The organism is Brevibacterium sp. CBA3109, from assembly GCF_040256645.1.
GTDB lineage: Bacteria > Actinomycetota > Actinomycetes > Actinomycetales > Brevibacteriaceae > Brevibacterium > Brevibacterium koreense.
Genome location: NZ_CP158281.1, coordinates 2437941 through 2462254, shown reverse-complemented (window position 1 = coordinate 2462254; position 24314 = coordinate 2437941). Strand labels below are relative to the sequence as shown.

Genomic DNA, 24314 nt, shown 5'->3' with positions numbered 1-24314 from the left:
CACACAGAGAACAGGAAAGAGGAACTCATGAAGATGAGAAACAAAGCGACAGTGGTTGTCGCTGCGACTGCGGCATTGGGGCTGGCCCTCTCCGGTTGCCAACAGGACAACAAGGACTCCAAAGGAGTCGACAGCGACAAGGCGAACGAGGAGATCTCAGGCTTGCCGTCCGTTGACTACCAGAAGGCCGGCTACGATGAGATCGCCGATGGCGGAACGCTCACCTATCCGATGACCGAGATCCCGGCCAGCCTCAACTATTACCACGCTGACGGCGCGCACGTGGACAACAACAATCTCTACGGCACCTCACTGGGTGGGCCGATCAAGATCAAGGACGATGGCAGCTGGGAAGTCGATAAGAACTACGCCGAGAGCGTGGAGATCGCCAGCGAAGATCCGCTCGTCATCGACGTCAAGCTCAACGAAGACGCTGTCTGGGAAGACGGCACCCCGATCGACGTCGAGGACTACAAGGCATTCTGGAAGACGCAGAGTGGTGAGAACAAGAAATTCGAGGTCGCCTCGACCAAGGGCTACGAGGACATCGAGAGCATCAAGTCCGGTGACGACAAGTACGACGTCGAGGTGACGTTCAAGACTCCCAACATCGACTGGCCCAACTACATCGGCGCCTTCGTGCCCAATGAGATCGCAGAAGACCCCAAAACGTTCAACAAGGACTACGTCAAAGACGTGCTGCCCTCGAACGGACCGTTCAAGGCTGACAAGGTCGACAACAAGGCCGGCGTCATCACCATGGTCAAGAACGACAAATGGTGGGGCCAGGAACCCAAACTGGACAAGGTCATCTTCAAGGTCGTCTCCCAGGCGCAGCAGGCCCAGGCCTATGCGAACAAGGAGATCGACCTCGTCGACATCGGCACCGACGGTGACTCATATGAGACGGCCGGAAAGCGCGAAGACGGCGAAATCTTCAAGGCGCAGGGCATGCAGTGGACTCACGTGACCCTGAATGCGGAGAAGGGCGCGCTCAAGGAGCAGGAGGTCCGCGACGCGATCGGTCACGCCATCAATCGTGAGGCCATCGCCCAGGCAGCCATCGGGCCTGTCGAAGCACCGGTGACACTGGTCAACAACGTCACCTTCATGCCGGGCCAGGACGGATATCAGGACAATGCGGACGGAAGCCTGGATTTTGATCCGGAAGCGGCAAAGAAGATCCTCGACGACGCAGGCTGGGCCGAGGGAGACGATGGAATCCGTGAGAAGGACGGTGAGAAGCTGAAGTTCAACATCGTCGTTCCCGCCGACACGGCTTCGAATGCCCAGCGCGCGGAGCAGGTGATGAAGGACCTCAACGAGATCGGCTTCAAGATCAAACTCGAGACCGTCCCGGTGGCCGCGTACTTCGCCGATCACGTGCTCAACGGCAACTTCGACATGGCTACGTTCACCTGGCAGGGCACAGCCTTCCCGATCTCCTCGGGTTCGAATCTGTTCTACCCGGCCGATTCCGAGCAGAACCACTCGAAGATCTCCAGCGACGCGATCGGTGAGAAGTTCAAGGCCGCCTCGGCGACACTGGACCAGGAGGAAGCCAAGAAGCTGGCAAACGAGGGCGATGCCGAAGTGCTGAAACTCAAGCCCCTGATCCCGTTCTACCCGACCCCGTATGTCTGGGGCGTCAAGGACGACATTGTGAATCTCGGGCCGCGTCAGCTCGAAACTCCCGATTGGACGAGCATCGGGTTCAAGAAGTGACCCTGAGACTCCTCGTCTGATCCGAAAGATGTGATCGCCACGATCACCCTCAGTCGCCGGCCCCGTGGACTCACGTTCTCCCACGGGGCCGGCTCTTCTTGTGCCCTCAGGCCGCCTTGGTTCTCGAGACCGCTTCAGCGCTACAGGCGGCTGAAGATGTCGAGCAGTATGAGGACGAGAGTCACGCCCACGACGCCGAGGTTCCACACCGTTGTGGTGGTGCCGGTGGTGTTGGTTGCGGTGGTCGAGTCCTGATGCTGATTCTCCCAGCGTCGGAGCAGTTCGAAGGCAGGGTGGTTGTCGACCGACTCCGGTCGTGTGCCACCGGTAAGCCCCGAGTCGACTTTGCGGCGCGGCATCCCGGGCGCATTCCACGGACGGTATGTGCGTGCAGCCCCGTTCGGTGCGATCGCCGAGATGGAGACGACCGTGCTCAGCCTGATGTCGGTGATGTCGGAGAAGGGCACTGTGGTGGTGCGCAGGATCTCGCGGATCACGACCTGCTCGGACCCGACGATGACAGCGGGGCGCCACAAAAGGATGAAGACCAGCCAACCCACCAGTGCCAGCGGTGGGAGGAACGCTCCGACGGTGTCCCAGGAGCCGCGCATGATCGCATCGATGAGAAGCAGTGCGAGGAACGCCCAAACGATGATGGTGATGATGGGGCCGCTGCGTTGTCTGAGGATGATCGGTGCGCTCACCGTCTTAGCCTATCGGCTATACGATGAAAGACAGGGACCGCTCCGGACTCGTGCGGCTTCGGTGCTCTGCTCCCGACCAAAGCACCGAGGATGGAAGGACAGGCATGCACATCGTTGTGCTCGATGACTACCAGAATGTGGCGGCAGACTATGCGAATTGGCAGGCGCTTGGGGCGCAGGTCGAATTCGTCTCCCGTCCGATCCTCGACACCGCGGATCTGGTGCAGACAGTGGCCGGCGCCGAGATTGTCGTCGCCATGCGTGAGCGCACCCTCTTCTCCGCTGAGCGTTTGTCGCGGCTGCGAGACCTGCGGCTGCTGGTGACCACGGGCAGGGTCAACGCCTCGATCGATCTGGACGCTGCACGAGCGCAGGGGATCACAGTCTGCGGGACCGAGTCGACCGCCTCGGCGACTCCGGAGCTGACCTGGGGGCTCATCCTCTCCGTTCTGCGCAGCATCCCAGCCGAAGATGCCGCGATGCATTCCGGCGGCTGGCAGTCCACCGTGGGCGGTGACCTCTTCGGGCACAGGCTCGGCGTCATCGGACTGGGCAGGCTGGGCAGCCAGGTCGCTCGTGTCGGTGCCGCCTTCGGCATGGACGTCGTGGCCTGGAGCCAGAACCTGGATGCGGCGCGTGCAGCCGATGTCGGGGCACATGCTGTGAGTAAGGAGGAGCTCTTCGCCACCTCCGATGTGGTGACCCTGCACTACAAGCTCAGCGAGCGCAGCCGCAGGCTCGTCTCTGCCGAGGAGCTGGCGCTGATGAAGCCGACGAGCATCTTCATCAACACCTCGCGGGCGGGCCTCGTTGACATGGAAGCACTGCAAGACGCACTGGCAGAAGGTCGTATTCGCGGCGCGGGGGTCGACGTGTATGACACCGAACCGCTGCCGGCCGACCACCCTCTGCGCAGCACTCCGAGGACCGTGCTGACCCCGCACCTGGGCTACGTCACCGATGACACGTACCGAATCTTCTTCACTCAGGCAGTCGAGGACATTGCCGCGTGGATGGCGGGGGAGCCGGTTCGTCAGCTCACCTGACGCGAAAAGGCCCGCCAGAGAAAACGACAAGGCCCGCCGGGAGCAAAGATGCTCCGCGACGGGCCTTGAACGATCAACGTCAGGTCAGAACTTCAGTTCACATCGGCCGGGTCACCGGAGACGCGACCGCCGTTCTCCAGCGAATCGATGGAGGCCACCTCGGCGGCGGTGAGTTCGAAGTCGAAGACATCGAAGTTCTGGGCCATGCGGTCACGGTTGTTCGACTTCGGGAAGACGACATGTCCGCGCTGCAGGTGCCAACGGATGATGGTCTGCGCCCAGGACTTGCCATGGGCCGACGCGATCTCGCCGATGACGGTGTCTGCGTAGTCGACCTTGCCCTGTCCCAGCGGTCCCCAGGCCTCGACCTTGATGTCGTGCTCGGCCAGCAGCGGACGGGTCTCGATCTGCTGGAACTGCGGGTGGCATTCGATCTGGTCGACGGTCGGGATGATCCCTGTGTCGAGGATCTGGGGCAGGTAGCGGTGGTCGAAGTTCGACACGCCGATCGAGGTGGTCAGACCCTGCTCGCGGTAGGAGGGGAAAGCTTCCCAGGTCTCGACCGAGTTGTTGTTCTCCGGTGTCGGCCAGTGGATGAGGTAGAGGTCGACGTGGTCGAGGCCGAGCTTCTCGAGGCTCTCGCCCAGGGCGCGCTTCGATTCCTCGGCACCGTGACGGTCGTTCCACAGCTTGGTGGTCACGAAGAGTTCATCGCGGGCGATGCCGGAGTTCGCGATCGCGCGGCCGACACCTTCCTCATTGCCATAGACAGCGGCTGTGTCGATGTGGCGGTAGCCGACCTCGAGAGCGTCGGTGACGATGCGCTCGGTCTCCTCGGGATCGACCTTGAAGACGCCGAAGCCCAGCTGCGGGATGGTCTTGCCGTCGTTGAGTTTGAGTGTGGGAACCGTCAAGGTGCCGCCTTTCGTCACGGGTTTGATGGTCTGTCGTTCTGCGGTCTGGCGGGCGCCGCGGTGGCGGTGCCTCTGCGAGCTTATAACGCCGTGAAGGTGCCTGTGCATTCCTGACAGCCGGATCTGACCGGCGTGATCCGAGTCTCGGGCGCTCTGTCGAAGAGTGAGACCGAGGATTGAGCCGCCTCGGTGTGGGAGCTCAGGGTGGCCGGCGGAGCCGTCAGTCTGTGGAACCGTCAGTCGGTGAAGACTGTGTGCACATCCCCGGTCAGCGAGCGGCCGTCGAGCGCTTCGAGCTCGAGGACGACTGCCGACCCGATCACATCGGCGCCGAGTTCCTTTACGAGCGCCTGAGCAGCAGTGAGCGTCCCACCTGTGGCCAGGATGTCATCGACGAGCAGAACGCGCTCGCCCTCTTTCAGAACGTCTGGGCCTTCGATCGTGGCCGTCCCGTACTCGAGCGAGTACGACACTGCTGCCGCCGGTCTGGGAAGCTTGCCGGCCTTGCGAATCGGCAGAATGCCCACGCCGGTCATCGCCGCGATCGTTCCGGCGAAGAGGAAACCCCGAGCCTCGAGACCGCCGACGATGTCGAACTGTCCCTCGAACGGTGCGATGAGCGCCTCGGTGACGGCACGCATGGCGGCACCATCTGCAAGCAGGGGAGAGATGTCACGGAAGTTCACCCCTGGCTCCGGATAGTCGGGAATCGAAGCGATGAGGGTCTTCGCGCGGTGGAGATCTGTATTCGTCACGGGCCAACGATACTCGGTGGGCCGTATCGTAGTGGACACCGGAATGGAGGACTCCATGGGAACCGATCGACAGCCTGAGTCACTCGCCGAGGCCTTCGCCCAGGTGCCTCGCGAATTGTTCCTGCCTGAGGATGAACGACGCTTCGCCTCCAGCAATGTGGCGCTGCAGATCGGCGATGGACAGATGCATTCTCAGCCGAGCACGGTCGCCGATATGCTCAAGCTCCTTGGCCCACGACCGGGTGACCGCGTTCTCGATCTGGGTTCCGGTTCGGGATGGACGTCCGCTCTCCTCGGTGTCCTCGTCGGCCCTCGCGGGCGCGTGACTGGTGTGGAGCGTCACCGTCAGCTCATCGAGCGCGCGCGGGCGTCGCTGGGTCATGGTCATTCCGGTGCAGGGCGTGATGCTGCGTGTCGTGGTCACCGGATCCGGTGACCACAACGTCTCCATCACGCAGCACGGACAATATCGATTCGTCCCATTCATCCGCGACTGATCGCGTTACTCCTTGGGCAAGTCGTAGACTTCGTCAGCCACCAGCTACGTGAACCCACAAAAGCACAGTGCAGGCGGTGTGCTTTTGCAGGTTGGGGTATCTGAAGTGAAGTAATCCGTTGTAGTTTATTGTCATTTAATGACGATAGGTGCAATATTGACGCATGTACCAAGTATTCGACACTGCTCGGTTGCTCAGGCTCGGACTTTCTGAGCGTGATATTCGCAAGGCGGCAGCATGTTGCTTGGAACGCGTCGCCCGCGGTCGATTCGCTGTCCGACGAAGATGTGACAACGAACGGCATCGGCGAGTTTGGGAATCTGTCGACCAGGAAGATGCAGATCTTCTAGTGAATAAGAACGATTTTCGCGATGTCCTCGAACGACTGAAAGTTCTCATCAGAGCTCGCGCAGATAGAGTGAGTGACCGCCAGCAGAGCGCGGGTGGCCGAGTGCGAAATGAAGTCTTCTCCCATATTTCGGCCGCTCTCCTGTGGACGCTTGAGGTCGCTCGGCCGGTCGAGGGGCGCGTAGAAGTGATTCGGCCGGGCATCAGCCGGCGCCACGCAAATCTGATCGTCAGGAGACGAACGCTCCCGCCGGAGCATGTTGCCAGAATCGGAGATGTCGCCGTCACCACTCTTGCTCGGACCCTCATCGATGTCGCCCGAGACTACGGCTTGGACGTGAGTGTTCCTATGCTCGACGATGCATTGCGACGAAGCCAAGTGTCGAAGGCTCAGCTCTTCGACGTGGTGCAAGCTGCCCATGAGGTGAGGAACGAGAATCGTGTCTCTGAGGCGATCAGCTTGACGGATCCCCTCAGAGAGTCACCTGCCGAATCGATTGTCGCAGTTCGGTTCTTCGAAAACGGAATCCTCGATTTCGAGTCTCAGGTCGAAGTCCGCGATGCGCAGGGTCGCTTCATAGCCCGTGTCGATTTCCTGCATCGAGGGGCGATGATCATCGTGGAGTTCGACGGACGAGGCAAGTACTTCCTCGACGATCGTGATCACAGAGCGGCCTTTGACAGAGAGCGTGAGCGTGAGCGGCAGCTGAGAGCGCTTGGCTATCATGTGGTGAGGATCTTTTGGAAAGATCTATTTCGTCAGCAGAAGTTCACCGAGCTGGCTCGACTCCTAAGGGCACGTATGGCTCGGCCACCAGCTACGTGAACCCACAAAAGCACAGTGCAGGCGGTGTGCTTTTGCAGGCTGAGGTAGCTGAGAGCAAGCAACTGCCAATCACACCAGCGAGTCCCGCCACGCCTTGTGCAGCTGGGCGAACTTGCCCGCCCCTGAGATCAGCTCGTCCGGCGTGCCGTCTTCGATGATGCGCCCGGAGTCCATGACGAGGACACGGTCGGCGATCTCCACGGTCGAGAGCCGGTGGGCGATGATGATTGCGGTGCGTCCTTCAAGCACTGTCGCCAGAGCCGTCTGGACCAGCCGCTCGGAGGGGATGTCGAGGTGAGCGGTCGCCTCGTCGAGGACGACGATGTCCGGGTCGGCTAGGAACACGCGGGCGAAGGACACGAGCTGACGCTGTCCCGAGCTCAGTCCTCCGCCGCGTTTCTTCACATCCGTGTCGTAGCCGTCGGGCAGATTGCGGATGTAGGGATCCAGGCCGACGGCCGTGGCCGCGGCGAGTACCTCGTCATCTTCGGCATCGGGATTGCCGATGCGGATATTGTCCGCGATCGTGCCCGCGAACAGGAACGACTCCTGGGTGACCATGACGACGCTCTTACGCAGCTGCGCATCGTCGAGGTCACGCAGGTCCACCTCGTCGATGGTGATCCGACCTTCGCTGGGATCGTAGAAGCGGGTGACCAGCTTGACCAGAGTCGATTTGCCCGCGCCCGTGGCTCCCACGAGTGCCACGATCTGGCCGGCTGGGATGCGCAGGTCGAACCTGGGGAGGACATCAGGGCCGTCGCCGTAGGAGAAGCGGACGTGGTTGAGGTCGATCGAGCGCCCGCTGGGTGCTTGAGCCGATTCCTCCGCCGAGGCGGTGTCCGAGGCGTGTGCGGGCAGGGGCTTCGGACTCACCGGTGCGACCACCTCGGGGTCGGTGTCGAGGACGGCCGCCATCTTCTCCAGCGCCGCCGAGGCGGACTGGTAGAGGTTGAATGACTGAACAAGTTCATCAAGGGGACCATAGAACCGGCGCAGGTAGAGGATGAACGCCGCGAGCACTCCGATCTGAGTCCATCCCTCGATGACGAGCCACGCGCCGACGATGATGATGACCGTCTGAGTGACATTGCCGACCAGCCGCGTCCAGCCCGCGAACCAGGCGACGCCGCGCAGGGCATCGGTGTTGGCGTCACGGTACTGTGTGTCCTCGTCCTTGAGCGTGCCTCGGCGATCGGGCTGCCGGCGATAGGCCTGAACCGCACGGATCCCGCCCATGGTCTCGACGAAGTGGACGATGACCTTTGCGATCGAGGTGCGAGTCCGACGGTAGGCATTCCGCTGCGAGCTGTGCGCAGATTTCGTGATGAAGAACAGCGGAATGAATCCGAGGAAGACCACGAGTGCCAGGGGAACGTCGAGGACGATGAGGGTGACGGCGATGAACGCCATCTCGAACAGAGCCAGCGCCGTGTCGAAGAGAGAGTAGGTGAGGAACTGCTGCACCGACTCCATGTCAGAGGTCTGCCGCGACACCAGCCGGCCCGAGGTCGACCGCTCGTGGTAGCCCAGATCGAGACGCTGGATATGTCCGAACAGGCGGGAGCGGAGACTGTAGACGACCTTCTGGGCAGTGATGCCGACCAGCCTCGTCGAAGCGAAAGCGAGCACCGCCGAGGCGATCGCGGAGATGACGAAGGCCGATACCGCACGAATCAGCGGTCCCGGATCGCCCTCGATCGCTTTCGGAACACCAGTGTCGAGTGCATCGGCGATGAAGATCGGACCGATGACGAGGAACAGTGCGGTGAGGATGACGATGACGAGCAGGAAGATCGCCATCGGAAGATGGGGGCGGATCAATGAGAGCAGAAGTGCACGGGCCTTGATCGCGATGTCTGGCGGAAGTGCCTCGACCTCGTCCTCATTGAGACGTGGAATGCTCAAAGCGCGCCTCCTTCCGAGGTGTGCCTGGCCGAGAAATGCTCTGACGCAGAGTGCTCGGACGATGAGTGCCCGGCCGTCGCAGCCGCACCCATGAGTTCACGATAGAGCGGTGAGGATCCCAGCAGCTCATCATGGGTGCCCAGCGCGACAATACGTCCCTCGTCGAGGACCGCAACAGCATCGGCCAACGCCGAGGTGGACGGGCGGTGGGCGATGATCAGCGTCGTGGAATCGGGCAGGATCTCCCGCAGCGCCCGTTGCACCCGATCCTCGGTGTCGACGTCGACCGCAGACAGAGGGTCGTCGAGGACGAGGATGCGGGGCGCACCGATGACTGCGCGCGCCAGTGCCAGGCGCTGGCGCTGTCCACCGGACAGGGACAGCCCCTGCTCGCCGACCTGCGTATCGAGCCCCTCCGGCAGCCGCTCGACGAAGTCCTTCGCGGCCGTGATCTCCAGGGCCCGCCAGATCGCGTCGTCGTCGACCCCGGGTGCGCCCATGCTCACGTTCTCGGCCACCGAGGTGGAGAACAGGATCGGGTCCTCGAATGACACGGACACCAGGTTGCGCACCTCGTTGACGGGCAGCTTGCGAATGTCGGTGCCATCGACGCGCACGGATCCGCCGGTGACGTCCTGCAGGCGCGGCACCAGGGAGGCCAGGGTCGTCTTGCCCGATCCGGTTGCTCCGACGATGGCCAGGGTCTGGCCCGGATCGATGTGCAGATTGAGGTTCTTCAGGGTGTCGCGGTCGGTGTCGGCGAAGTGGAAGTCGACATCCTCGAAATCCAGTTCGCCCCTGTAGCGACCCACATCGGGTGCATCCTCGATCCGACCGTCGGCGTCGGTGATGTCGTGCCTGATGTCGATGACCTCCCAATACCTGGCCGCAGCAGTCAGGGCCATGAGGGCATCGGCGAGGAGGAAGCCGAGCATCTCGATCGGCATTCGCATCACCATCGAGATGGTCACGGCCGCGACGACGGTGCCGATCGACGTCCACCCCTGCACGACGCCCCAGGTGCCGACGCCCACGATTGCGGCCTGGGCGAGTGTGGGCAGGAGGATGAGCACACTCCAGAACCAGGAGTCGAGCTTCGCCTTGCGCACTTCGAGGCCTTGGAACTTCCGCGACATGAGGGAGAACCGCTGTGCCGCCCAGGGGGAGCGGCCGAAGGACTTGAGGATCCTGATCCCCTGAATCGACTCCTCGACCTCGGTGGTGATCTCACCGACCGTGTCCTGGGAGCGCCGGGAAGCCTCGCGGTACCTCTTCTCGAAGACCGTCACCGTCGCAATCGTCGGTACGGCCATGATCAGCATGATCAGACCGAAGACCGGTTGCAGGACGGTGAGGATGATGGTGCCGATGATGATTACGAGTGGAGTCACCACGAGGAAGGGGATCCCGAAGGCGAAGAAGCGGCGCAGCTGTGACAGATCGTTGATCGCGCGCGAGAGCAGCTGTCCCGACTCCCAAGAATCGTGGATGGCCACCGAGGTGTACTGGAGCCGGTCGAAGAGACGGGAGCGCCAGGTGATCTCCCACTGCGCGACCACCGGAGCCACGAGGAGCCTGCGACCCCACAGTGCCACCGCCTCGGCGATGCCGATGAGGAGGACCCCGAACACGGGCAGCCACAGTCCCGGCAGATCGCGGTGGGCGATGGGGCCGTCGATGATGTGACCGGTGATCAGGGGGATGACCAGTTGGATGCCGTTGGCCAGGAGGGTAAGGGCGAGTACAGCGATGTACACGCCGATGCGAGAACGCAGATCGGGCCAGAAACGTAGGAGGGGGCGCACGTGTCAAGAGCCTAGTCGGAGCGCGTGTCGTAGTCCATGGCTTGCACAATCGAGCTTTCCCTTGCTTCGTGGGTGCGATCGCGGGTCGCTCTTCATTGATCTCACGCCTCAAGCGATACGAGTCCCAATCTTCGAGACGATCCATTGCAACGTTTGACACGCTTATTGCCAGAGGTGAACTATTGAGGCATGACTCACCTTCTTGTCGTCGTTATTACCCAGCGCGCGGATCTTCCGTAGCCTGTCAACACGACATGTTCCGCGCGCCCCTACCGAAACCGGAGGGGCTTTTTTCATGCGGAGACAAGATGGATCACTAGGAAGGATACGAAACGATGGCAGCCACGCCCTCGGCCCAGTCAGCGGGAACCGGCACCGCGCCCAGCGCAGCCCCGGTGACCGCGACCCCGTCAAGCATTCGACGCAACTCGACCCCTGAGGTCCTCACCGGAGCGCAGGCGATCGTTCGCAGCCTTGAGCTCCTCGAGGTCGAGACGGTCTTCGGCCTTCCCGGCGGCACCATCCTTCCGACCTACGATCCGCTGTTCGAGACCGATAAGATCCGCCACATCCTCGTTCGTCACGAACAGGGAGCCGGGCATGCGGCCGAAGGCTATGCCTCCGCTTCGGGTAGGCTGGGCGTGTGCATCGCGACCTCGGGCCCGGGTGCGACGAACCTCATCACGGCGCTCGCCGACGCCCATATGGATTCCGTCCCGGTGCTGGCCATCACCGGTCAGCAGAGTTCGAAGCTGCTGGGCACCGATGCCTTCCAGGAAGCTGACATCGTGGGAATGACGATGCCGGTGACCAAACACAGCTTCCTCGTCACCAAGCCCGAGGATATTCCCTCCGCGATCCTGCACGCCCATCACATCGCGACCACAGGTCGGCCCGGTCCGGTCCTCGTCGACGTCACCAAGGACGCGCAGACGGGCACCGCTCCCTTCGTTTGGCCCGATGAGCCGCAGCTGCCCGGCTACCGTCCGATCCTCAAGCCCCATGCGAAGCAGATTCGCGAAGCCGTCCGACTCATCTCGGATGCCCAGCGCCCCGTGTTCTACATCGGCGGCGGTGTCATCCGCTCCCAAGCGGAGAAGGAACTGCTCAAGCTCGCCGAGGCGACCAACATTCCCGTCGTCACGACCCTGATGGCCCGCGGTGCGTTCCCCGACTCGCACCAGCTGCACCTCGGGATGCCGGGTATGCACGGCACCGTGCCCGCCGTGACCGCCTTCCAGAAATCTGACCTCCTCATCACCATCGGCGCCAGGTTCGATGACCGGGTCACCGGCAACCTCGATTCCTTCGCGCCGAATGCGCAGGTCATCCACGCCGACATCGACCCAGCGGAGATCGGGAAGAATCGTGACGTCGACGTCGCCATCGTCGGCGACGCCCGTGAGGTCCTTGCGGAGATGCTCAATGAGATGCGCAGCAAGTTCCCCAAGGCTCTCGAGCGTCAGCGCGAACCCTGGTGGCGCTTCCTCAACCGCCTCAAGACGACCTACCCGCTGGGCTACGCCACGCAGGATGAGCTCTGCGATCCGCAGTACGTGATCTCGCGGATCTCCGCGCTGACCGGACCCGAAGCGGTCTACGCAGCCGGCGTGGGCCAGCACCAGATGTGGGCCGCCCAGTTCGTTGAGTTCGAACGCCCCAAGTCGTGGCTGAATTCCGGTGGCCTCGGCACCATGGGCTACTCGGTGCCTGCCGCGATGGGCGCGAAGGTCGCCGAACCGGACCGTGTGGTGTGGGCCATCGACGGGGACGGATGCTTCCAGATGACCAACCAGGAGCTGGCGACCTGCGCGCTCAACGACATTCCGATCAAGGTCGCGATCATCAACAACTCTTCACTGGGCATGGTCCGTCAGTGGCAGACCCTGTTCTATGACGGCCGGTACTCCAACACCGATCTCAACACGGGCCATCAGTCGATCCGGATCCCCGACTTCGTCAAGCTCGCCGAGGCGTACGGCTGCCTGGCCCTGCGCGTGGACAGCAACGACGACGTCGATGCTGCGATCAAGACGGCGCTGGAGACCAACGACCGGCCTGTGGTCCTCGATTTCACTGTCCCGCCGGATGCCATGGTGTGGCCGATGGTCGCCGCCGGTGTCTCCAATGACGAGATCGAATACGCGCGCGGCGTTCGCCCGGAGTTCGATGGCGAAGGCGACGAACAGGCCGAGAACCTGATCGCGGACGCTGGCACTGAAGAAGACGGCACGGTTCGCTCCGTGGCCCAGATCGAAGGAGGCCTGGAATGAACAACCGGCACACGCTCTCAGTCTTAGTCGAGAACAAACCGGGCGTGCTCACCCGCTTCACCGGACTCATCGCCCGCCGCGGCTTCAACATCCACAGCCTCGCCGTGGGCGTGACCGAACACGATGAGCTCTCGCGCATCACCGTCGTCGTCGACGTCAAGGACGTGCCTTTGGAGCAGGTGACCAAGCAGCTCAACAAGCTGGTCAACGTCATCAAGATCGTTGAGCTCGAGCCGGCTTCGTCGGTGCGTCGAGCCCACGTCATCTACAAGGTCAAGGCCAACGCCACCACCCGTCCGCAGGTTGCGGCGGCAGTGGAGATGTTCCGCGCCAAGATCGTCGACGTGGGACCCGACTCTGTCAGTGTCGAAGCCACCGGCGAGCTGGGCAAGGTCGAGGCCCTGCGCGAGGTCCTCGAGCCATTCGGGATCAAGGAGATCGTCCAATCGGGAACCGTGGCCATCGGCCGCGGATCGAAGTCGATCACCGACCGCGCTCTGCGCAGCTGAACCCTGTGGCCCGGCACAGCTGATGTCTTCGTGTTCCACTAAGTGGAACGTCAACCATCTCAACAAGTGAACAGCAGTACCGAACTGTGAAACAATGGGGGAGTACCCCAAACCTCTGAAGGAGCAAGAGAACTATGGCAGCAGAACGCTATTACGACGACAACGCAGATCTGTCCGTCATCCAGGGCAAGAAGGTTGCCGTCATCGGCTACGGCAGCCAGGGCCACGCGCACTCGCTGAGCCTGCGCGATTCCGGTGTCGAGGTCCGCATCGGCCTCAAGGAAGGCTCTGCCAGCCGCGACAAGGCCGCAGCTGAAGGCCTCGAGGTCGGCACTCCTGCAGAGGTCTCCGAATGGGCCGACCTTGTTGTGATCCTCGCTCCTGACCAGGTTCAGGCCGAGATCTACAACGCAGAGATCGCTCCTCATCTGACGCCCGGCAACGCCCTGCTCTTCGCTCACGGCTTCAACATCCGCTTCGACTACATCCAGCCGCCTGAGGGCGTGGACGTCATCATGGTCGCACCCAAGGGTCCCGGACACGTTGTGCGTCGCGAATACGTCGATGGCCGCGGTGTGCCCGTTCTCGTGGCCGTCGAAGCCGACGCCTCAGGCAGCGCCTGGGAGCTCGTGCTCTCCTACGCCAAGGCAATCGGCGGACTGCGTGCCGGTGGCATCAAGACCACCTTCACCGAGGAGACCGAGTCGGATCTCTTCGGCGAGCAGACCGTTCTCTGTGGTGGCACCTCCCACCTCGTGCAGTACGGCTTCGAGGTCCTCACCGAGGCCGGCTACCAGCCGGAGATCGCCTACTTCGAGGTTCTCCACGAGCTCAAGCTCATCGTCGACCTCATGGTCGAGGGTGGAATCGCCAAGCAGCGCTGGTCGATCTCCGACACCGCTGAGTACGGCGACTACGTCTCCGGACCGCGCGTCATCACCCCGGACGTGAAGAAGAACATGGAAGCCGTCCTCGCCGACATCCAGAACGGCAAGTTCGCCGAGCGTTTCATGAACGACCAGAAGAACGGTGCGGCCGAGTTCAAGGAACTGCGCTCGAAGGAAGAGACGCACCCGATCGAGACCACCGGCCGCGAGCTGCGCAAGATGTTCGCATGGCTCAAGGATTCCGACGACGACTACACCGAGGGCACTGCCGCTCGCTGATCGTCTCTGAACGATGAAGGTGCCCCGAAAGCCGATCGGCTTCCGGGGCGCCTTTGTCTTGCAGCTTCAGGCGGCCAGTCTGGCCGCGCGACGAGCTGCCTGGATCTCGGGGTCGGGGACTGGCGCGGAGTCGATGAGTTCGCGTGTGTAGGCCTGACTCGGATTCATCAGCACCTGAGAGCTCGGCCCCTGTTCGACGATCGCCCCGTGCTGCAGGACGACGACAGTCGACGCCAGCTGTTCGACCACTGCGAGGTCATGGCTGATGAACAGACAAGCGAATTTGTGGATCTCGTGGAGGTCGGCCAGGAGTCTGAGGACTCCTCGCTGCACGGAGACGTCCAGCGCTGATGTGGGCTCATCGGCGATGAGCAGCTTGGGCCCAAGTGCAAGTGCTCGGGCGATCGCTACGCGTTGGCGCTGGCCGCCGGAGAGCTCGTGCGGATACCGTCCGGCGAAATCGCCCGGCAGACGCACATCGTCAAGGAGGCTCGTCACCTGAGCTTCGATGTCTCGTCGACCGCGATCGGTGTGGACTCTCATGGGTTCTGCGATCTGTGCCCCGACCGAGCGGCGCGGGTTGAGAGATCCGCGCGGATCCTGGAACACGACGCCGATCTCCGACCGCAGCCTCCGCTGCTTTCGAGTCGGACGCGTACTCACGCGACCACCGTCGACGAATGCCCGACCGGAGGTCAGCCCTTGGCCTCCGGTGAGTACGTTGGCGATCGTTGACTTGCCCGAGCCGGATTCGCCGACGAGACCGGTGATCGACCCTGCGGGTATGGCGAGGTCGACCGAATCCATTGCAGTGACTTGGCGTCCCGAGCTGCGGTGGACGACAGTTGCGGCGGTCAGTTCGGCGGCCAGAACAGCGGGAACGGCAGCAGGCGAGGATTCTGCCCAAGCCGTTGCCGAACCATACGGATGCGCAGTCGGAGAGCCCAGACGATCGTTCACCTCGGCGGTGGAGGCCGCGATGACCGCATTCAGCCGCGGGACCGCGTCGAGGAGTTCACGCGTGTACTCGGACTTCGGGCGGTCGAAGATATCGCGAACTGCACCGGTTTCGACGATGCGTCCCGACTTCATCACGGCCACACGATCAGCAATGTCGGCGACCACACCCATATCGTGGGTGATGAGGAGGACGGCCTGGCCTTCCTCGGTGGCCTGCCGGCGCAGCAGATCGAGGATCCCGGTCTGGACTGTGACGTCGAGAGCGGTGGTCGGCTCGTCGGCGAAGAGCACTTCGGGGGAATTGATGGTCGCCAGCGCGATCATCGCCCGCTGCAGCTGTCCGCCGGAGAGCTCGTGTGGGTAGGCCCGCATGACTTGGTCGGGATTGTTCAGTCCCGACTTAAGCAGCTGCTGCCGTACTCTCTCGCCGATCGAATCATCGGACTGGGCCCCGTCGGTGGGAGACGTCGGGGTACCTTCGGGCAGGGTCGTCTGAGCGCCGCCGGCTGCGGCGGGCTCTCTGCCATGGGCACGGGCCGCCTCGGCGATCTGATGCCCGAGTCGAAACATGGGATTGAACGCTCCCATCGGCTCCTGGAAGACAACACCGACGCGTGCACCGCGAACTCGGCGCAACGCTTTCGCGGTGAGACCGACTAGCTCGGTGTCCTGTCCTTGGCGAGCTTCTCTGCCTTCGCCGATCAGACGCTCTGGCCCGGTCAGACGCACCGAACCGGTCTGAGTGGCCGATCCGGCCAGGCCGAGTGCCGCCAGCGCGGTCACCGACTTGCCCGAGCCCGACTCGCCGACGAGGGCAAGGATCGAGCCCGGCACGAGCTCGAGGGACACGCCCTCGGTGATGGTTCGGGCCCCGAAGGAGACCGAGTGATCGGAGAATTCGAGTGCTGCAGAAGTGTTGGCCATGGGTCAGCCTTTCAGTGAGGCCTTGAAATAGACCGGGTACGCGGGGAAGTCGCCGACGACGAAGTTCTCCACAGCGGATCCGTACAGGAAGGAGTTCTTGTTGTAGGTCAGCGGCACTATGGGAGCATCGTCCATGATCCGCTTGTCAGCCTCGGCCCAGATCTTCTGTGCCTCTTCCGGTTTGACGGTTTCGGTCGCCTTCTTGATGAGTGCGTCCACCTCGTCGTTGGAGTAGCGGGAGATGTTGTAGTTGCCGTTGCCGATCTGCGAGGAGTCGAAGAGCGGCTGGATGTTGCCATTGGCCGATGGGAAGTCCGGCTGCCACGAGCTCAGCGCCAGGTCGTAGTCGCCCTTGGTGTCTGTGGCATCGGCGGAGAACGTGTTCGCGTCCACGGACTTGATCCTCACCTTGACGTCGATGCGGGCCAGAGCCTCCTGGATCGCTTCGGCCTGCGCGACCGAGGTGGCGTCGTTCTTCACCAGCAGCTTGAGCGTGCCCAGATCAGCACTCGACTCCTTGAGCAGAGACTTGGCCTTGTCGATATCACCGCTGGGATCTGCCTGATAGAGGTCATAGTCCTGACGGCCGGGGATCCCTGGCGTGATGAGCGTCGAGGCGAAGTCGCCTGAGATCTCTCCTCCGCCGGCGATGCGATAGGTGTCCTTGTTGACCGCATAGTTGATGGCCTGACGGACCTTGACGTCGTCGAGTCCCTTGCGCTCGTTGTTCATCGCGAGGTAGGACAGGGCGCCCGGGCCTGAGGTGACGAGACGGGACTTCGCACTCGGGTCGCTCTGCACCTGTGCCAGCTGCGCGGCCGGGACGAAGCTGGCGGAGAAGCCGTTCTTCGCATCTCCGGAATCGGAGATGAGAGCCTGAGCGGTCACCGAGGCATCCTGGCCGAGTTTGAACACGACCTCATCGGGGCCTGCGGTGCGCACGGGGTCGGTCTTCTCGTCCCAGTACTTGTTGCGCGTCAGCACGGCTTCGGAGCCGGATTTGTTCGATTCGACCTGGTAGGGGCCTGACGAGATCGGGTCGAGGCCGTACTTGCCCGGATCGTCTTTGTCCTCGGGGACGGGGGAGAAGGCCGGCATGGAGGCGATCCACGGGAAGTCGCCGAAGGCTGACTTGAGGTGGAAGACAATGGTCTTGTCATCGGGAGTCTCGACGGACTTCAGCTCCTCGCCCTTGAACGGGCCCTGATAGTCAGCGCCGCCCTTGAGCAGCGTCTTGTGGTAGCTCAGGCCACCGGAGAGTTCGGTGGAGAAGGACCGTTCGATGCCGTATTTGATGTCCGCCGAGGTGATCGCGGAGCCGTCCTCGTACTTGAGGCCGTCCTTGAGGGTGAAGGTCCAAGTCTTGCCGTCATCACCGATCTGTCCGGTGTCGGTGGCGAGGTCGGGAACGACCGTGCCCTCCTGGCCGGGCCTGATGTCCCACGTGGTCAGACGACGATGGACGTAGGCCAACGATGTGATCGCCAGGCCCTGGCTCTTGCCGGGATCGAAATCGATGTCGGAGTCCTCGGCGAAGATGTTGAGGGTCCCGCCCTTGTGCGTCTCGCCCAGAGTGTTCGTACTCTTGTCGCCGTCGTTGTTGAGCTCTGGGTTGGCGTTGCAGCCGGTGAGGATGAGTCCCAAGGCCAGTGCTGATGCGATCAGTGCTGATTTTCTCATGGTGTGCCTTTCTCAAGCGTTCCAATCGGGGCGGTGATGGTGGGCCCGAAGGTTCGCTGTGTCCGTGTGTGTCGTCATGGTCCGGTGATGGTGTGGCTGCGTCGGTCGGCGCGTGTACCCGCCGTGCGTGTGGATGCGTGGGTCAGCGGCGAGCCCCGATTCGTGGGTCGAGGATCGAATAGCTGAGATCGGCAAGCAGATTCGCGATGACCACGATCGCCGCGGCGAAGAGAGTGACGCCGACGATGACCTGGATGTCGAGGTTCGACACGGCTTCGAGCAGCAGTGTGCCGACGCCGCCGAGGCCGAAGACCTTCTCCGTGATCACTGCCCCGCCCAGGAGCCCGCCGATGTCGATCGCGAAGAGCGTCGTCAGGGGCAACACCAGATTGCGCAGCCCGTGCTTGCCGATGACGACCGGTTCGCTCAGCCCCTTGGCCCGGGCCGTGCGGATGTAGTCCTGGCTCATCACCTCGAGCATCTGGCCGCGAGTCAGCCGTGCATAGATCGCTGCATTGGCGATGGCCAGGACGATCCAGGGAAGGATCAGGTGGAAGGCCCACATCGCAGGGTTCTCGGTCAGCGGCACATATCCGCCGATGGGCAGGACGTTGAGAGTGAAGCCGAAGAGCAGGATGCCGAGCAGACCCAGCAGGTAGGTGGGCGCTGAGATGCCGGTGATGGCGGCTCCCATGACCACGTTGTCGGTGGCAGTTCCGCGCTTGAGAGCGGCGATGAGGCCGGCGGCGATCCCGCCGATGGCCCACAGGACTGCCGCACCCAGAGTCAGTGAGACGGTGATCGGCAGTCGGCTGAGGATGAGCGACGTGACCGAGTCGCGCAGACGGAACGAATAGCCGAAGCAGGGGGCATCGCAGTGGATGGCAGCGGCACCCGTGCCGAAGTCACGACCGACGACGATTCCGCGAAGGAAGTCGAAGAGCTGCTTCCACCACGCCTGATCGACACCCAGATAGCGTTCGACTTCGGCGAGGCGGTCTGGCGAACATGGCTTTCCGCACGAATACTGCGCGGGATTGCTGGGCATGAGGTAGAAGATCGCGAAGCACGCGGCCGCGACGATGAAGAGCACGATGAGTGCCCCGAGCAGACGGTAGATGACGAATTTGACGCGGCTCACGGTTGTCCTCCTGTGCTCACGGGTTCGATCGGTGCCGCATTCTCGTTGCGCGCCTCAGCTGGGTCGAGCGCATCACGGAGACCATCACCGAACATGTTGAAGCCCAACGTCACGAGGAACAGAGCCATGCCGGGGAAGATCAGGTACATGGGATCGACCTGGACCCAGGAGATCGCGTCGGAGATCGAGCGACCCCACGACGGGGTGGGCGGATTGACGCCGACCCCGAGGAAGGACAGCGCCGCCTCGGCACCGATCTTGCCCGGGATCGACACGGTCGTGAAGACAATGATCGTGGCCAGAATGTTCGGGAAGATCTCGCGGATGATGATGCGGGCGCTTCCGGTTCCCTGGGCAGCTGCGGCACGGACGAACCCGCGCTCCTTGAGCGAGAGAGTCTCGCTGCGCACGACGCGGGCGATCGAGGGCCACCCGAAGAAGCCGATGACGAGGATGAGGAGCAGGGTGCGGGGGACACTCGCGGGGACGGTCGCGGACAGTGCGATTGCGAAGATGAGGAATGGGAAGCCGAAGATCACGTCGGTCAGACGCGAGAGCAGGCGATCGGCGAAGCCGCCATAGAACCCGGCGACGAGGCCGACGATCACCCCGACGACGATCGAGACGAGGGTGGCGGCCAGGCCGATGAGCAGGGATACCTGAGCACCATAGGAGACGATCGCGAACAGATCACGACCAGTGCGAGGCTCGACGCCGAACCAGTGCTGGGTGCTGATCCCACCGAATGGCCCTGCCGGTGCGGTGTCGGGTCCGAGGAGGTCCGAATTGTAGGAGAGCGGGCTGTTGCCGGTCAGCGCTGAGAAGACCGGGGCCAGGAGCGCGAGAAGAATGAAGACGAGCACCAGGACGAGGCCGGTCACGGATGCGCGCGAACGCAGGAGACGAGCCCAGACGCTGTCTCGGCGAGTGCGCTGCGCTGGAACTCGCTCGGCAGGTCCTTGTGAGGCTGCTGTCATCGCCATCCTTCGATTCTGTTCGGGTCATCCGGCGGAGAGTGGTCGCAGCCAGGGTCGCTGAACTGCTCAACAATTATTACTCCTGAACTCGTCCTGAGCAAAGTCACCAAAGTCATTGAACGTAACTTCGAGCCTCAGTAACTTAGTGTCCTGCGCAGGTACAGCGATTCAGGTGCACAGGTGAGAGCAGGATCACAGGCTCGAGATTGCGAATCTGCTCAACGATGAAGGTTTTTGCAGTTTATCTGCGTCGGGGAACGCGGCGTCGGAGGCTGACTCACTGCTCGGGCCAATGGCTCACTGTTGGGCACAGTGGCCGTTCGTCTCCGCGGCTCGGTTCAATACGACGATTCGGCCTTTTCCTGCGTCGGCAGGGTGCATGAGGCGTGAGGTGAATTACTGTGGAGAACGTGACGAACTACAGATTCGAAAACTTCAAGCCCGCCTTCGACGAATCCACCGGTGCCCCTGATGAGCGCACCCAGGGGTACTTCGCGTCGACGAGTGTGGGATTCCACGATGTCCGCTCGACAGACGATGCCCTGAAGAACCGCGTGGGGCGGGCCATCGCTGACGGCCGGAATCTCACCGCCGTCTATGCGAAGCAGGAATACGAGCACGCCCTCGACGCGGGAATTCCTGTGGCGACCTTTGCGTGGTTCGAGAAGCTGGTCAACGTGGGTGGTGGGCGTCTGGTGCCCGGACACCTGATCACCTGGGTGACGGTGCGGCCGACGCATCGCCGGCGTGGACTGCTGCGGTCGCTGATGACGACCGACCTCGCCGAGGCGAAGGCCGACGGATACCCGTTCGCCGCACTGACTGCGACCGAGGGTGGGATCTACTCCCGCTTCGGCTTCGGCGTCGCCACCTGGGCGCATTCCATCGAGGTCGACACCTCACCCGGATTCAAGATGGTCCACGAACCCGACCGTCGGGTCGAGATGTGTCTGCCCAGTGAGCTGCGCGAACTGGCCCCGAAGATCTACGGGGAGTTCATGCGCACCTCGCCGGGTGCGATGGAGCGCCAGCAGACCTACGTTGAGCGTGCCACCGGAGCGTTGAACACCGACACTGGTGAAGCCGACCGTGGCGTGCGTGCTGCCCTGCACTTCAATGAGCAGGGCGAGGCCGACGGCTACGTGTCCTATAAATTCGCCGGTTGGTCGAAGAATCCGCCGACGATCGAACTCATCGACTTCGTCGCAGTCACCGACGCCGCCTATGCCTCCCTGTGGTCATTCCTGGCCGCCATCGACCTGTCGACGAGAGTGACATTCGGGGAATCGGCCGAGGATTCGCCGCTGCCCTGGCTGCTCACCGATTCACGCCGGGTCAGGACCGTGTCCACGGAGGACAACATCTGGATCCGGATCCTTGATGTCAAGGCAGCACTCGAAGCCAGGCCCTGGTACGTGCCCGGCACATTGGTGCTCGAGATCGATGACTCGCTGGACTTGGCCGGTGGTCGTTTCACGATCACCTCCGACGGTGAGAACGCCGTCGTCGAAACCGCCTCCGATTCGACCCCTGCCGATTTGAGCCTGGGCATCGCGGAGCTTGGTTCCCTCTACTTCGGCGGTGCCGACCCGGTGATCCTCGCTCGGGCGGGACGAATCGACGAGAACGTGCCCGGAGCAGCGGTGCGCGCCAGTGCGATGTTCAGCCTGGGACGGATGCCGTACTCGCCCAACGGTTTCTGAGATCTGCACCTGAGCCGAGTCGAGACTCACTTCCCAGAATTTGAGACCTTGTGAAGGCATTCACAAAGTCTCATAAGATGGACGCGTCCCACACGCTTCAGGAGGAACTCAGTGCCCAAGCCCATCGTGCTCATCGCCGAAAAACTGTCACCGGCCACCATCGATGCCCTTGGCGGGGACTTCGAGATCCGTCAGACCGAAGGTGCTGACCGTTCTCAGCTCCTCAACGACATCGTCGATGTCGACGCGATTCTCGTCCGCTCCGCCACTCAGGTCGATGCCGAGGCGATCAGTGCCGCGAAGAAACTCCAGGTCATCGCCCGGGCCGGCGTCGGACTCGACAATGTCGACGTCCCAGCCGCCACCTCGGCGGGTGTCATGGTCGTCAACGCTCCGACCTCGAACATCATCTCCGCGGCCGAGCTCACCATGGCCCACATCCTCGGGTCGGCACGTTACTTCGGCGCCGGCAACACCTCGCTCAAGGCGGGGGAGTGGAAGCGTTCGAAGTACACGGGCGTGGAGCTCTACGAAAAGACTCTCGGCATCGTCGGACTCGGCCGCATCGGCGGACTTGTGGCCGAGCGTGCTAAGGCATTCGGCATGCGTCTGGTCGGCTACGACCCCTACATCACGCAGGCGCGGGCCGCGCAGATGGGCGTCGAGGTCGTCGACCTGCCCGGGCTGTTGGCCGTCAGTGACTTCGTCACCGTCCACATGCCCAAAACTCCCGAGACCATCGGCATGATCAGCACAGAGGAATTCAAGTCGGCGAAGCCGGGCGCGCGATTCATCAACGTGGCCCGCGGCGGCATCATCGACGAGGAGGCGCTGGCCGAGGCGGTCGCAGCAGGTGAAGTCGGCGGTGCCGGCATCGACGTGTGGAACACCGAACCACCTGAGCACTCGGCGCTGATGGAACTCGACGCCGTCAACGTCACGCCCCACCTCGGCGCTTCGACTGCCGAGGCACAGGAGAAGGCCGGCGTTGCCGTGGCCAAGTCCGTACGCAAGGCCCTGGCCGGGGAACTCGTTCCGGATGCGGTCAACGTTGCCGGCGGAGCCATCCACGAGGACGTGCGCCCGGGCATTCCCCTGGCAGAACGACTGGGCCGAGTCGTCAACTCACTGGCGAACTCCTCGGTCACACATTTCAAGGTCGAGGTCAACGGCGAGATCGCGGACAAGGACGTGTCTGTCCTCAAGCTCTCCGCGCTCAAGGGCCTGTTCAAGGACGTCGTGTCCGATCAGGTTTCCTACGTCAACGCCCCGCTGTTGGCGGAGGAGCGCGGAATCGGCGTCGAACTCGTCACCGATCCGTACTGCGAATCATTCCGCAACATCACGCGGCTGACCGCGACGACGAGCGAAGGGCAGCGGATCTCGGTCTCGGGCACCGTGACCGGACCGAAGCTCGTGCAGAAGCTCACCGAGGTCAACGGTTTCGAGCTGGAGATCGAGCTCACCGACAACCTGCTTATCTTCCGCTATGAGGACCGTCCGGGCATCATCGGTCAGCTTGGCCAGGCCCTCGGCGCCAATGACATCAACATCGCGGGCATGCAGGTCTCACCCTCGGCGACCGACAATGATGCACTGTCTGTGCTGGCTGTCGACTCGGCGGTGTCCGAAGCCGTCGTCAAGGCCGTGGCGGGAGCCGTCAACGCCTCTGCATTCAGTGGAGTCTCATTGAGCGAGGACTGAGACAGTCTCTGACTAGGACCCGTTCACCTCTGACTAGGACCCGTTCACCTCTGACGATGAGGCGAACGGGTCCTTATCGCTGCCCAGGTCCACAGCTCGTCGGCGAGTACCGCGGCCGAGGCGCCGATGAATGCTCCGGCGATCGTGTCGGAGAGCCAGTGCACCTGGAGTGCTGTGCGTGACCACATCATCAGCAGGATCCATGCGAGGGCCAGGACCATCGACCAGTGGAACCGCAGACGCACCGGTTCGAGCGGGGGCGCGATCTCGGTCGGAACTGCCTCGGCCAGTTTGATCATGTGGGCTCGGGAGGCGATGAAGGCGAGTCCCAGGGCCAGCGCAGCCGCGCCCATGGAATGGCCCGAAGGGTATGAATAGCCCAGGGAGTCATAGAGCTGTTCGCCGGGGCGGACTCGGGTGACCACGGCCTTGAGCAACTCGGACAGGGCGATTCCCATGAGCATGGTGGTCGCAAGGACACCTGCGGCACGGAATTGTCGCAGAAGGACGAAGATGGCAGCCAGCAGGCCGGTGCAGATCACGGCCCCCGCACCCCCGCCCACCCCGGCGAGGGTGACCGCCAGCCAATACCCGGTGGTGCCTGGCTCAAGCCCGACAAGGTTCAGCCAATCCTGATCAACCGCCGTGGGTCCGGAGACATTGACTCTCAGCCACAGGCCGAATGCGACGACGAGGAGGACCGCCGGCAGGGTCGACCACAGGATCCACGAGGGTTGACGGACCGACAT

20 protein-coding genes are annotated in these 24314 nt (G+C 62.9%); 8 read left to right on the top strand and 12 right to left on the bottom strand.

From position 1 onward, the window contains the following. The first annotated feature begins 27 nt into the window (after positions 1-27). Positions 28-1725: an ABC transporter family substrate-binding protein gene (locus AAFP32_RS11280; protein WP_350269218.1), complete on the top strand. Its 1698-nt coding sequence runs from the start codon at positions 28-30 to the stop codon at positions 1723-1725. 140 nt (positions 1726-1865) lie between these two features. Here the strand turns inward: AAFP32_RS11280 and AAFP32_RS11275 are convergent, their stop codons facing one another. After that, complete coding sequence (locus AAFP32_RS11275; protein ID WP_350269217.1) at positions 1866-2429, bottom strand: hypothetical protein; 564 nt, start codon at positions 2427-2429, stop codon at positions 1866-1868. A gap of 104 nt (positions 2430-2533) precedes the next feature. Here AAFP32_RS11275 and AAFP32_RS11270 point away from each other — a divergent pair, with 104 nt between their 5' ends. Then, a complete protein-coding gene (locus tag AAFP32_RS11270) occupies positions 2534-3475 on the top strand; it encodes a D-2-hydroxyacid dehydrogenase family protein (RefSeq protein ID WP_350269216.1) in 942 nt (313 codons plus the stop codon). A 92-nt stretch (positions 3476-3567) separates the two neighbouring features. On the opposite strand, the gene AAFP32_RS11265 is transcribed toward AAFP32_RS11270, so the two are convergent. After that, positions 3568-4389 (bottom strand): aldo/keto reductase, encoded by an 822-nt coding sequence (locus AAFP32_RS11265; RefSeq protein WP_350269215.1) that lies wholly within the window; start codon positions 4387-4389, stop codon positions 3568-3570. A 236-nt stretch (positions 4390-4625) separates the two neighbouring features. Beyond that, the gene (locus AAFP32_RS11260; protein ID WP_101619640.1) at positions 4626-5144 is read right to left on the bottom strand and encodes an adenine phosphoribosyltransferase; all 519 of its coding nucleotides are present in this window, start codon (positions 5142-5144) and stop codon (positions 4626-4628) included. Between the two features lie 55 nt (positions 5145-5199). On the opposite strand from AAFP32_RS11260, the gene AAFP32_RS11255 reads away from it, so the two are divergent. After that, a complete protein-coding gene (locus AAFP32_RS11255) occupies positions 5200-5580 on the top strand; it encodes a hypothetical protein (protein WP_350269214.1) in 381 nt (126 codons plus the stop codon). Positions 5581-5987: 407 nt separating this feature from the next. Here the strand turns inward: AAFP32_RS11255 and AAFP32_RS11250 are convergent, their stop codons facing one another. From AAFP32_RS11250 to AAFP32_RS11235, 4 genes are all read right to left on the bottom strand, one after another. After that, complete coding sequence (locus AAFP32_RS11250) at positions 5988-6410, bottom strand: hypothetical protein (RefSeq protein ID WP_350269213.1); 423 nt, start codon at positions 6408-6410, stop codon at positions 5988-5990. 60 nt (positions 6411-6470) lie between these two features. Beyond that, a complete protein-coding gene (locus tag AAFP32_RS11245) occupies positions 6471-6716 on the bottom strand; it encodes a hypothetical protein (protein WP_101619642.1) in 246 nt (81 codons plus the stop codon). 168 nt (positions 6717-6884) lie between these two features. Beyond that, positions 6885-8723 (bottom strand): ABC transporter ATP-binding protein, encoded by a 1839-nt coding sequence (locus AAFP32_RS11240; protein ID WP_350269212.1) that lies wholly within the window; start codon positions 8721-8723, stop codon positions 6885-6887. Then, complete coding sequence (locus tag AAFP32_RS11235) at positions 8720-10528, bottom strand: ABC transporter ATP-binding protein (RefSeq protein ID WP_350269211.1); 1809 nt, start codon at positions 10526-10528, stop codon at positions 8720-8722. The genes AAFP32_RS11240 and AAFP32_RS11235 overlap by 4 nt, the downstream gene beginning before the upstream one ends. 335 nt (positions 10529-10863) lie before the next feature. Here AAFP32_RS11235 and AAFP32_RS11230 point away from each other — a divergent pair, with 335 nt between their 5' ends. The 3 genes from AAFP32_RS11230 to ilvC all read left to right on the top strand — a co-directional run bounded on the left by AAFP32_RS11230 (position 10864) and on the right by ilvC (position 14476). Further along, a complete protein-coding gene (locus AAFP32_RS11230; protein WP_350269210.1) occupies positions 10864-12801 on the top strand; it encodes an acetolactate synthase large subunit in 1938 nt (645 codons plus the stop codon). Then, positions 12798-13310: an acetolactate synthase small subunit gene (gene ilvN / locus AAFP32_RS11225; RefSeq protein ID WP_101619646.1), complete on the top strand. Its 513-nt coding sequence runs from the start codon at positions 12798-12800 to the stop codon at positions 13308-13310. Before AAFP32_RS11230 ends, ilvN begins: the two co-directional genes overlap by 4 nt. A 134-nt stretch (positions 13311-13444) precedes the next feature. Continuing rightward, positions 13445-14476, top strand: coding sequence for a ketol-acid reductoisomerase (gene ilvC, locus AAFP32_RS11220; RefSeq protein ID WP_350269209.1), 1032 nt, complete (start codon positions 13445-13447; stop codon positions 14474-14476). A 66-nt stretch (positions 14477-14542) separates the two neighbouring features. Here ilvC and AAFP32_RS11215 read toward each other — a convergent pair whose 3' ends face one another. From AAFP32_RS11215 to AAFP32_RS11200, 4 genes are all read right to left on the bottom strand, one after another. Continuing rightward, positions 14543-16360: an ABC transporter ATP-binding protein gene (locus tag AAFP32_RS11215; RefSeq protein WP_350269208.1), complete on the bottom strand. Its 1818-nt coding sequence runs from the start codon at positions 16358-16360 to the stop codon at positions 14543-14545. A 3-nt stretch (positions 16361-16363) separates the two neighbouring features. Next, on the bottom strand, positions 16364-18040 hold the full coding sequence (locus AAFP32_RS11210) for an ABC transporter substrate-binding protein (RefSeq protein ID WP_350269207.1): 1677 nt from the start codon (positions 18038-18040) through the stop codon (positions 16364-16366). A gap of 142 nt (positions 18041-18182) precedes the next feature. Then, positions 18183-19181, bottom strand: coding sequence for an ABC transporter permease (locus tag AAFP32_RS11205; RefSeq protein ID WP_350269206.1), 999 nt, complete (start codon positions 19179-19181; stop codon positions 18183-18185). Continuing rightward, on the bottom strand, positions 19178-20158 hold the full coding sequence (locus AAFP32_RS11200) for an ABC transporter permease (RefSeq protein WP_420883395.1): 981 nt from the start codon (positions 20156-20158) through the stop codon (positions 19178-19180). Before AAFP32_RS11200 ends, AAFP32_RS11205 begins: the two co-directional genes overlap by 4 nt. Before the next feature lie 410 nt (positions 20159-20568). Here AAFP32_RS11200 and AAFP32_RS11195 point away from each other — a divergent pair, with 410 nt between their 5' ends. Continuing rightward, complete coding sequence (locus AAFP32_RS11195; RefSeq protein ID WP_350269204.1) at positions 20569-21861, top strand: GNAT family N-acetyltransferase; 1293 nt, start codon at positions 20569-20571, stop codon at positions 21859-21861. Between the two features lie 111 nt (positions 21862-21972). Beyond that, positions 21973-23565, top strand: coding sequence for a phosphoglycerate dehydrogenase (serA, locus tag AAFP32_RS11190; protein WP_101619652.1), 1593 nt, complete (start codon positions 21973-21975; stop codon positions 23563-23565). 44 nt (positions 23566-23609) lie between these two features. Here the strand turns inward: serA and AAFP32_RS11185 are convergent, their stop codons facing one another. After that, positions 23610-24314: a phosphatase PAP2 family protein gene (locus tag AAFP32_RS11185; protein ID WP_350269203.1), complete on the bottom strand. Its 705-nt coding sequence runs from the start codon at positions 24312-24314 to the stop codon at positions 23610-23612.

Excerpts from the sequence above, each read along its gene's own strand:
- AAFP32_RS11250 (WP_350269213.1), bottom strand. The coding sequence starts at position 6,410 with ATGGGCAGCTTGCACCACGTCGAAGAGCTGAGCCTTCGACACTTGGCT.
- AAFP32_RS11200 (WP_420883395.1), bottom strand. The coding sequence starts at position 20,158 with ATGACAGCAGCCTCACAAGGACCTGCCGAGCGAGTTCCAGCGCAGCGC.
- AAFP32_RS11185 (WP_350269203.1), bottom strand. The coding sequence starts at position 24,314 with ATGTCGGTCCGTCAACCCTCGTGGATCCTGTGGTCGACCCTGCCGGCG.
- AAFP32_RS11230 (WP_350269210.1), top strand. The coding sequence starts at position 10,864 with ATGGCAGCCACGCCCTCGGCCCAGTCAGCGGGAACCGGCACCGCGCCC.
- ilvC (WP_350269209.1), top strand. The coding sequence starts at position 13,445 with ATGGCAGCAGAACGCTATTACGACGACAACGCAGATCTGTCCGTCATC.
- AAFP32_RS11270 (WP_350269216.1), top strand. The coding sequence starts at position 2,534 with ATGCACATCGTTGTGCTCGATGACTACCAGAATGTGGCGGCAGACTAT.
- AAFP32_RS11255 (WP_350269214.1), top strand. The coding sequence starts at position 5,200 with ATGGGAACCGATCGACAGCCTGAGTCACTCGCCGAGGCCTTCGCCCAG.
- AAFP32_RS11215 (WP_350269208.1), bottom strand. The coding sequence starts at position 16,360 with ATGGCCAACACTTCTGCAGCACTCGAATTCTCCGATCACTCGGTCTCC.
- AAFP32_RS11210 (WP_350269207.1), bottom strand. The coding sequence starts at position 18,040 with ATGAGAAAATCAGCACTGATCGCATCAGCACTGGCCTTGGGACTCATC.
- AAFP32_RS11245 (WP_101619642.1), bottom strand. The coding sequence starts at position 6,716 with ATGATAGCCAAGCGCTCTCAGCTGCCGCTCACGCTCACGCTCTCTGTC.
- AAFP32_RS11280 (WP_350269218.1), top strand. The coding sequence starts at position 28 with ATGAAGATGAGAAACAAAGCGACAGTGGTTGTCGCTGCGACTGCGGCA.
- ilvN (WP_101619646.1), top strand. The coding sequence starts at position 12,798 with ATGAACAACCGGCACACGCTCTCAGTCTTAGTCGAGAACAAACCGGGC.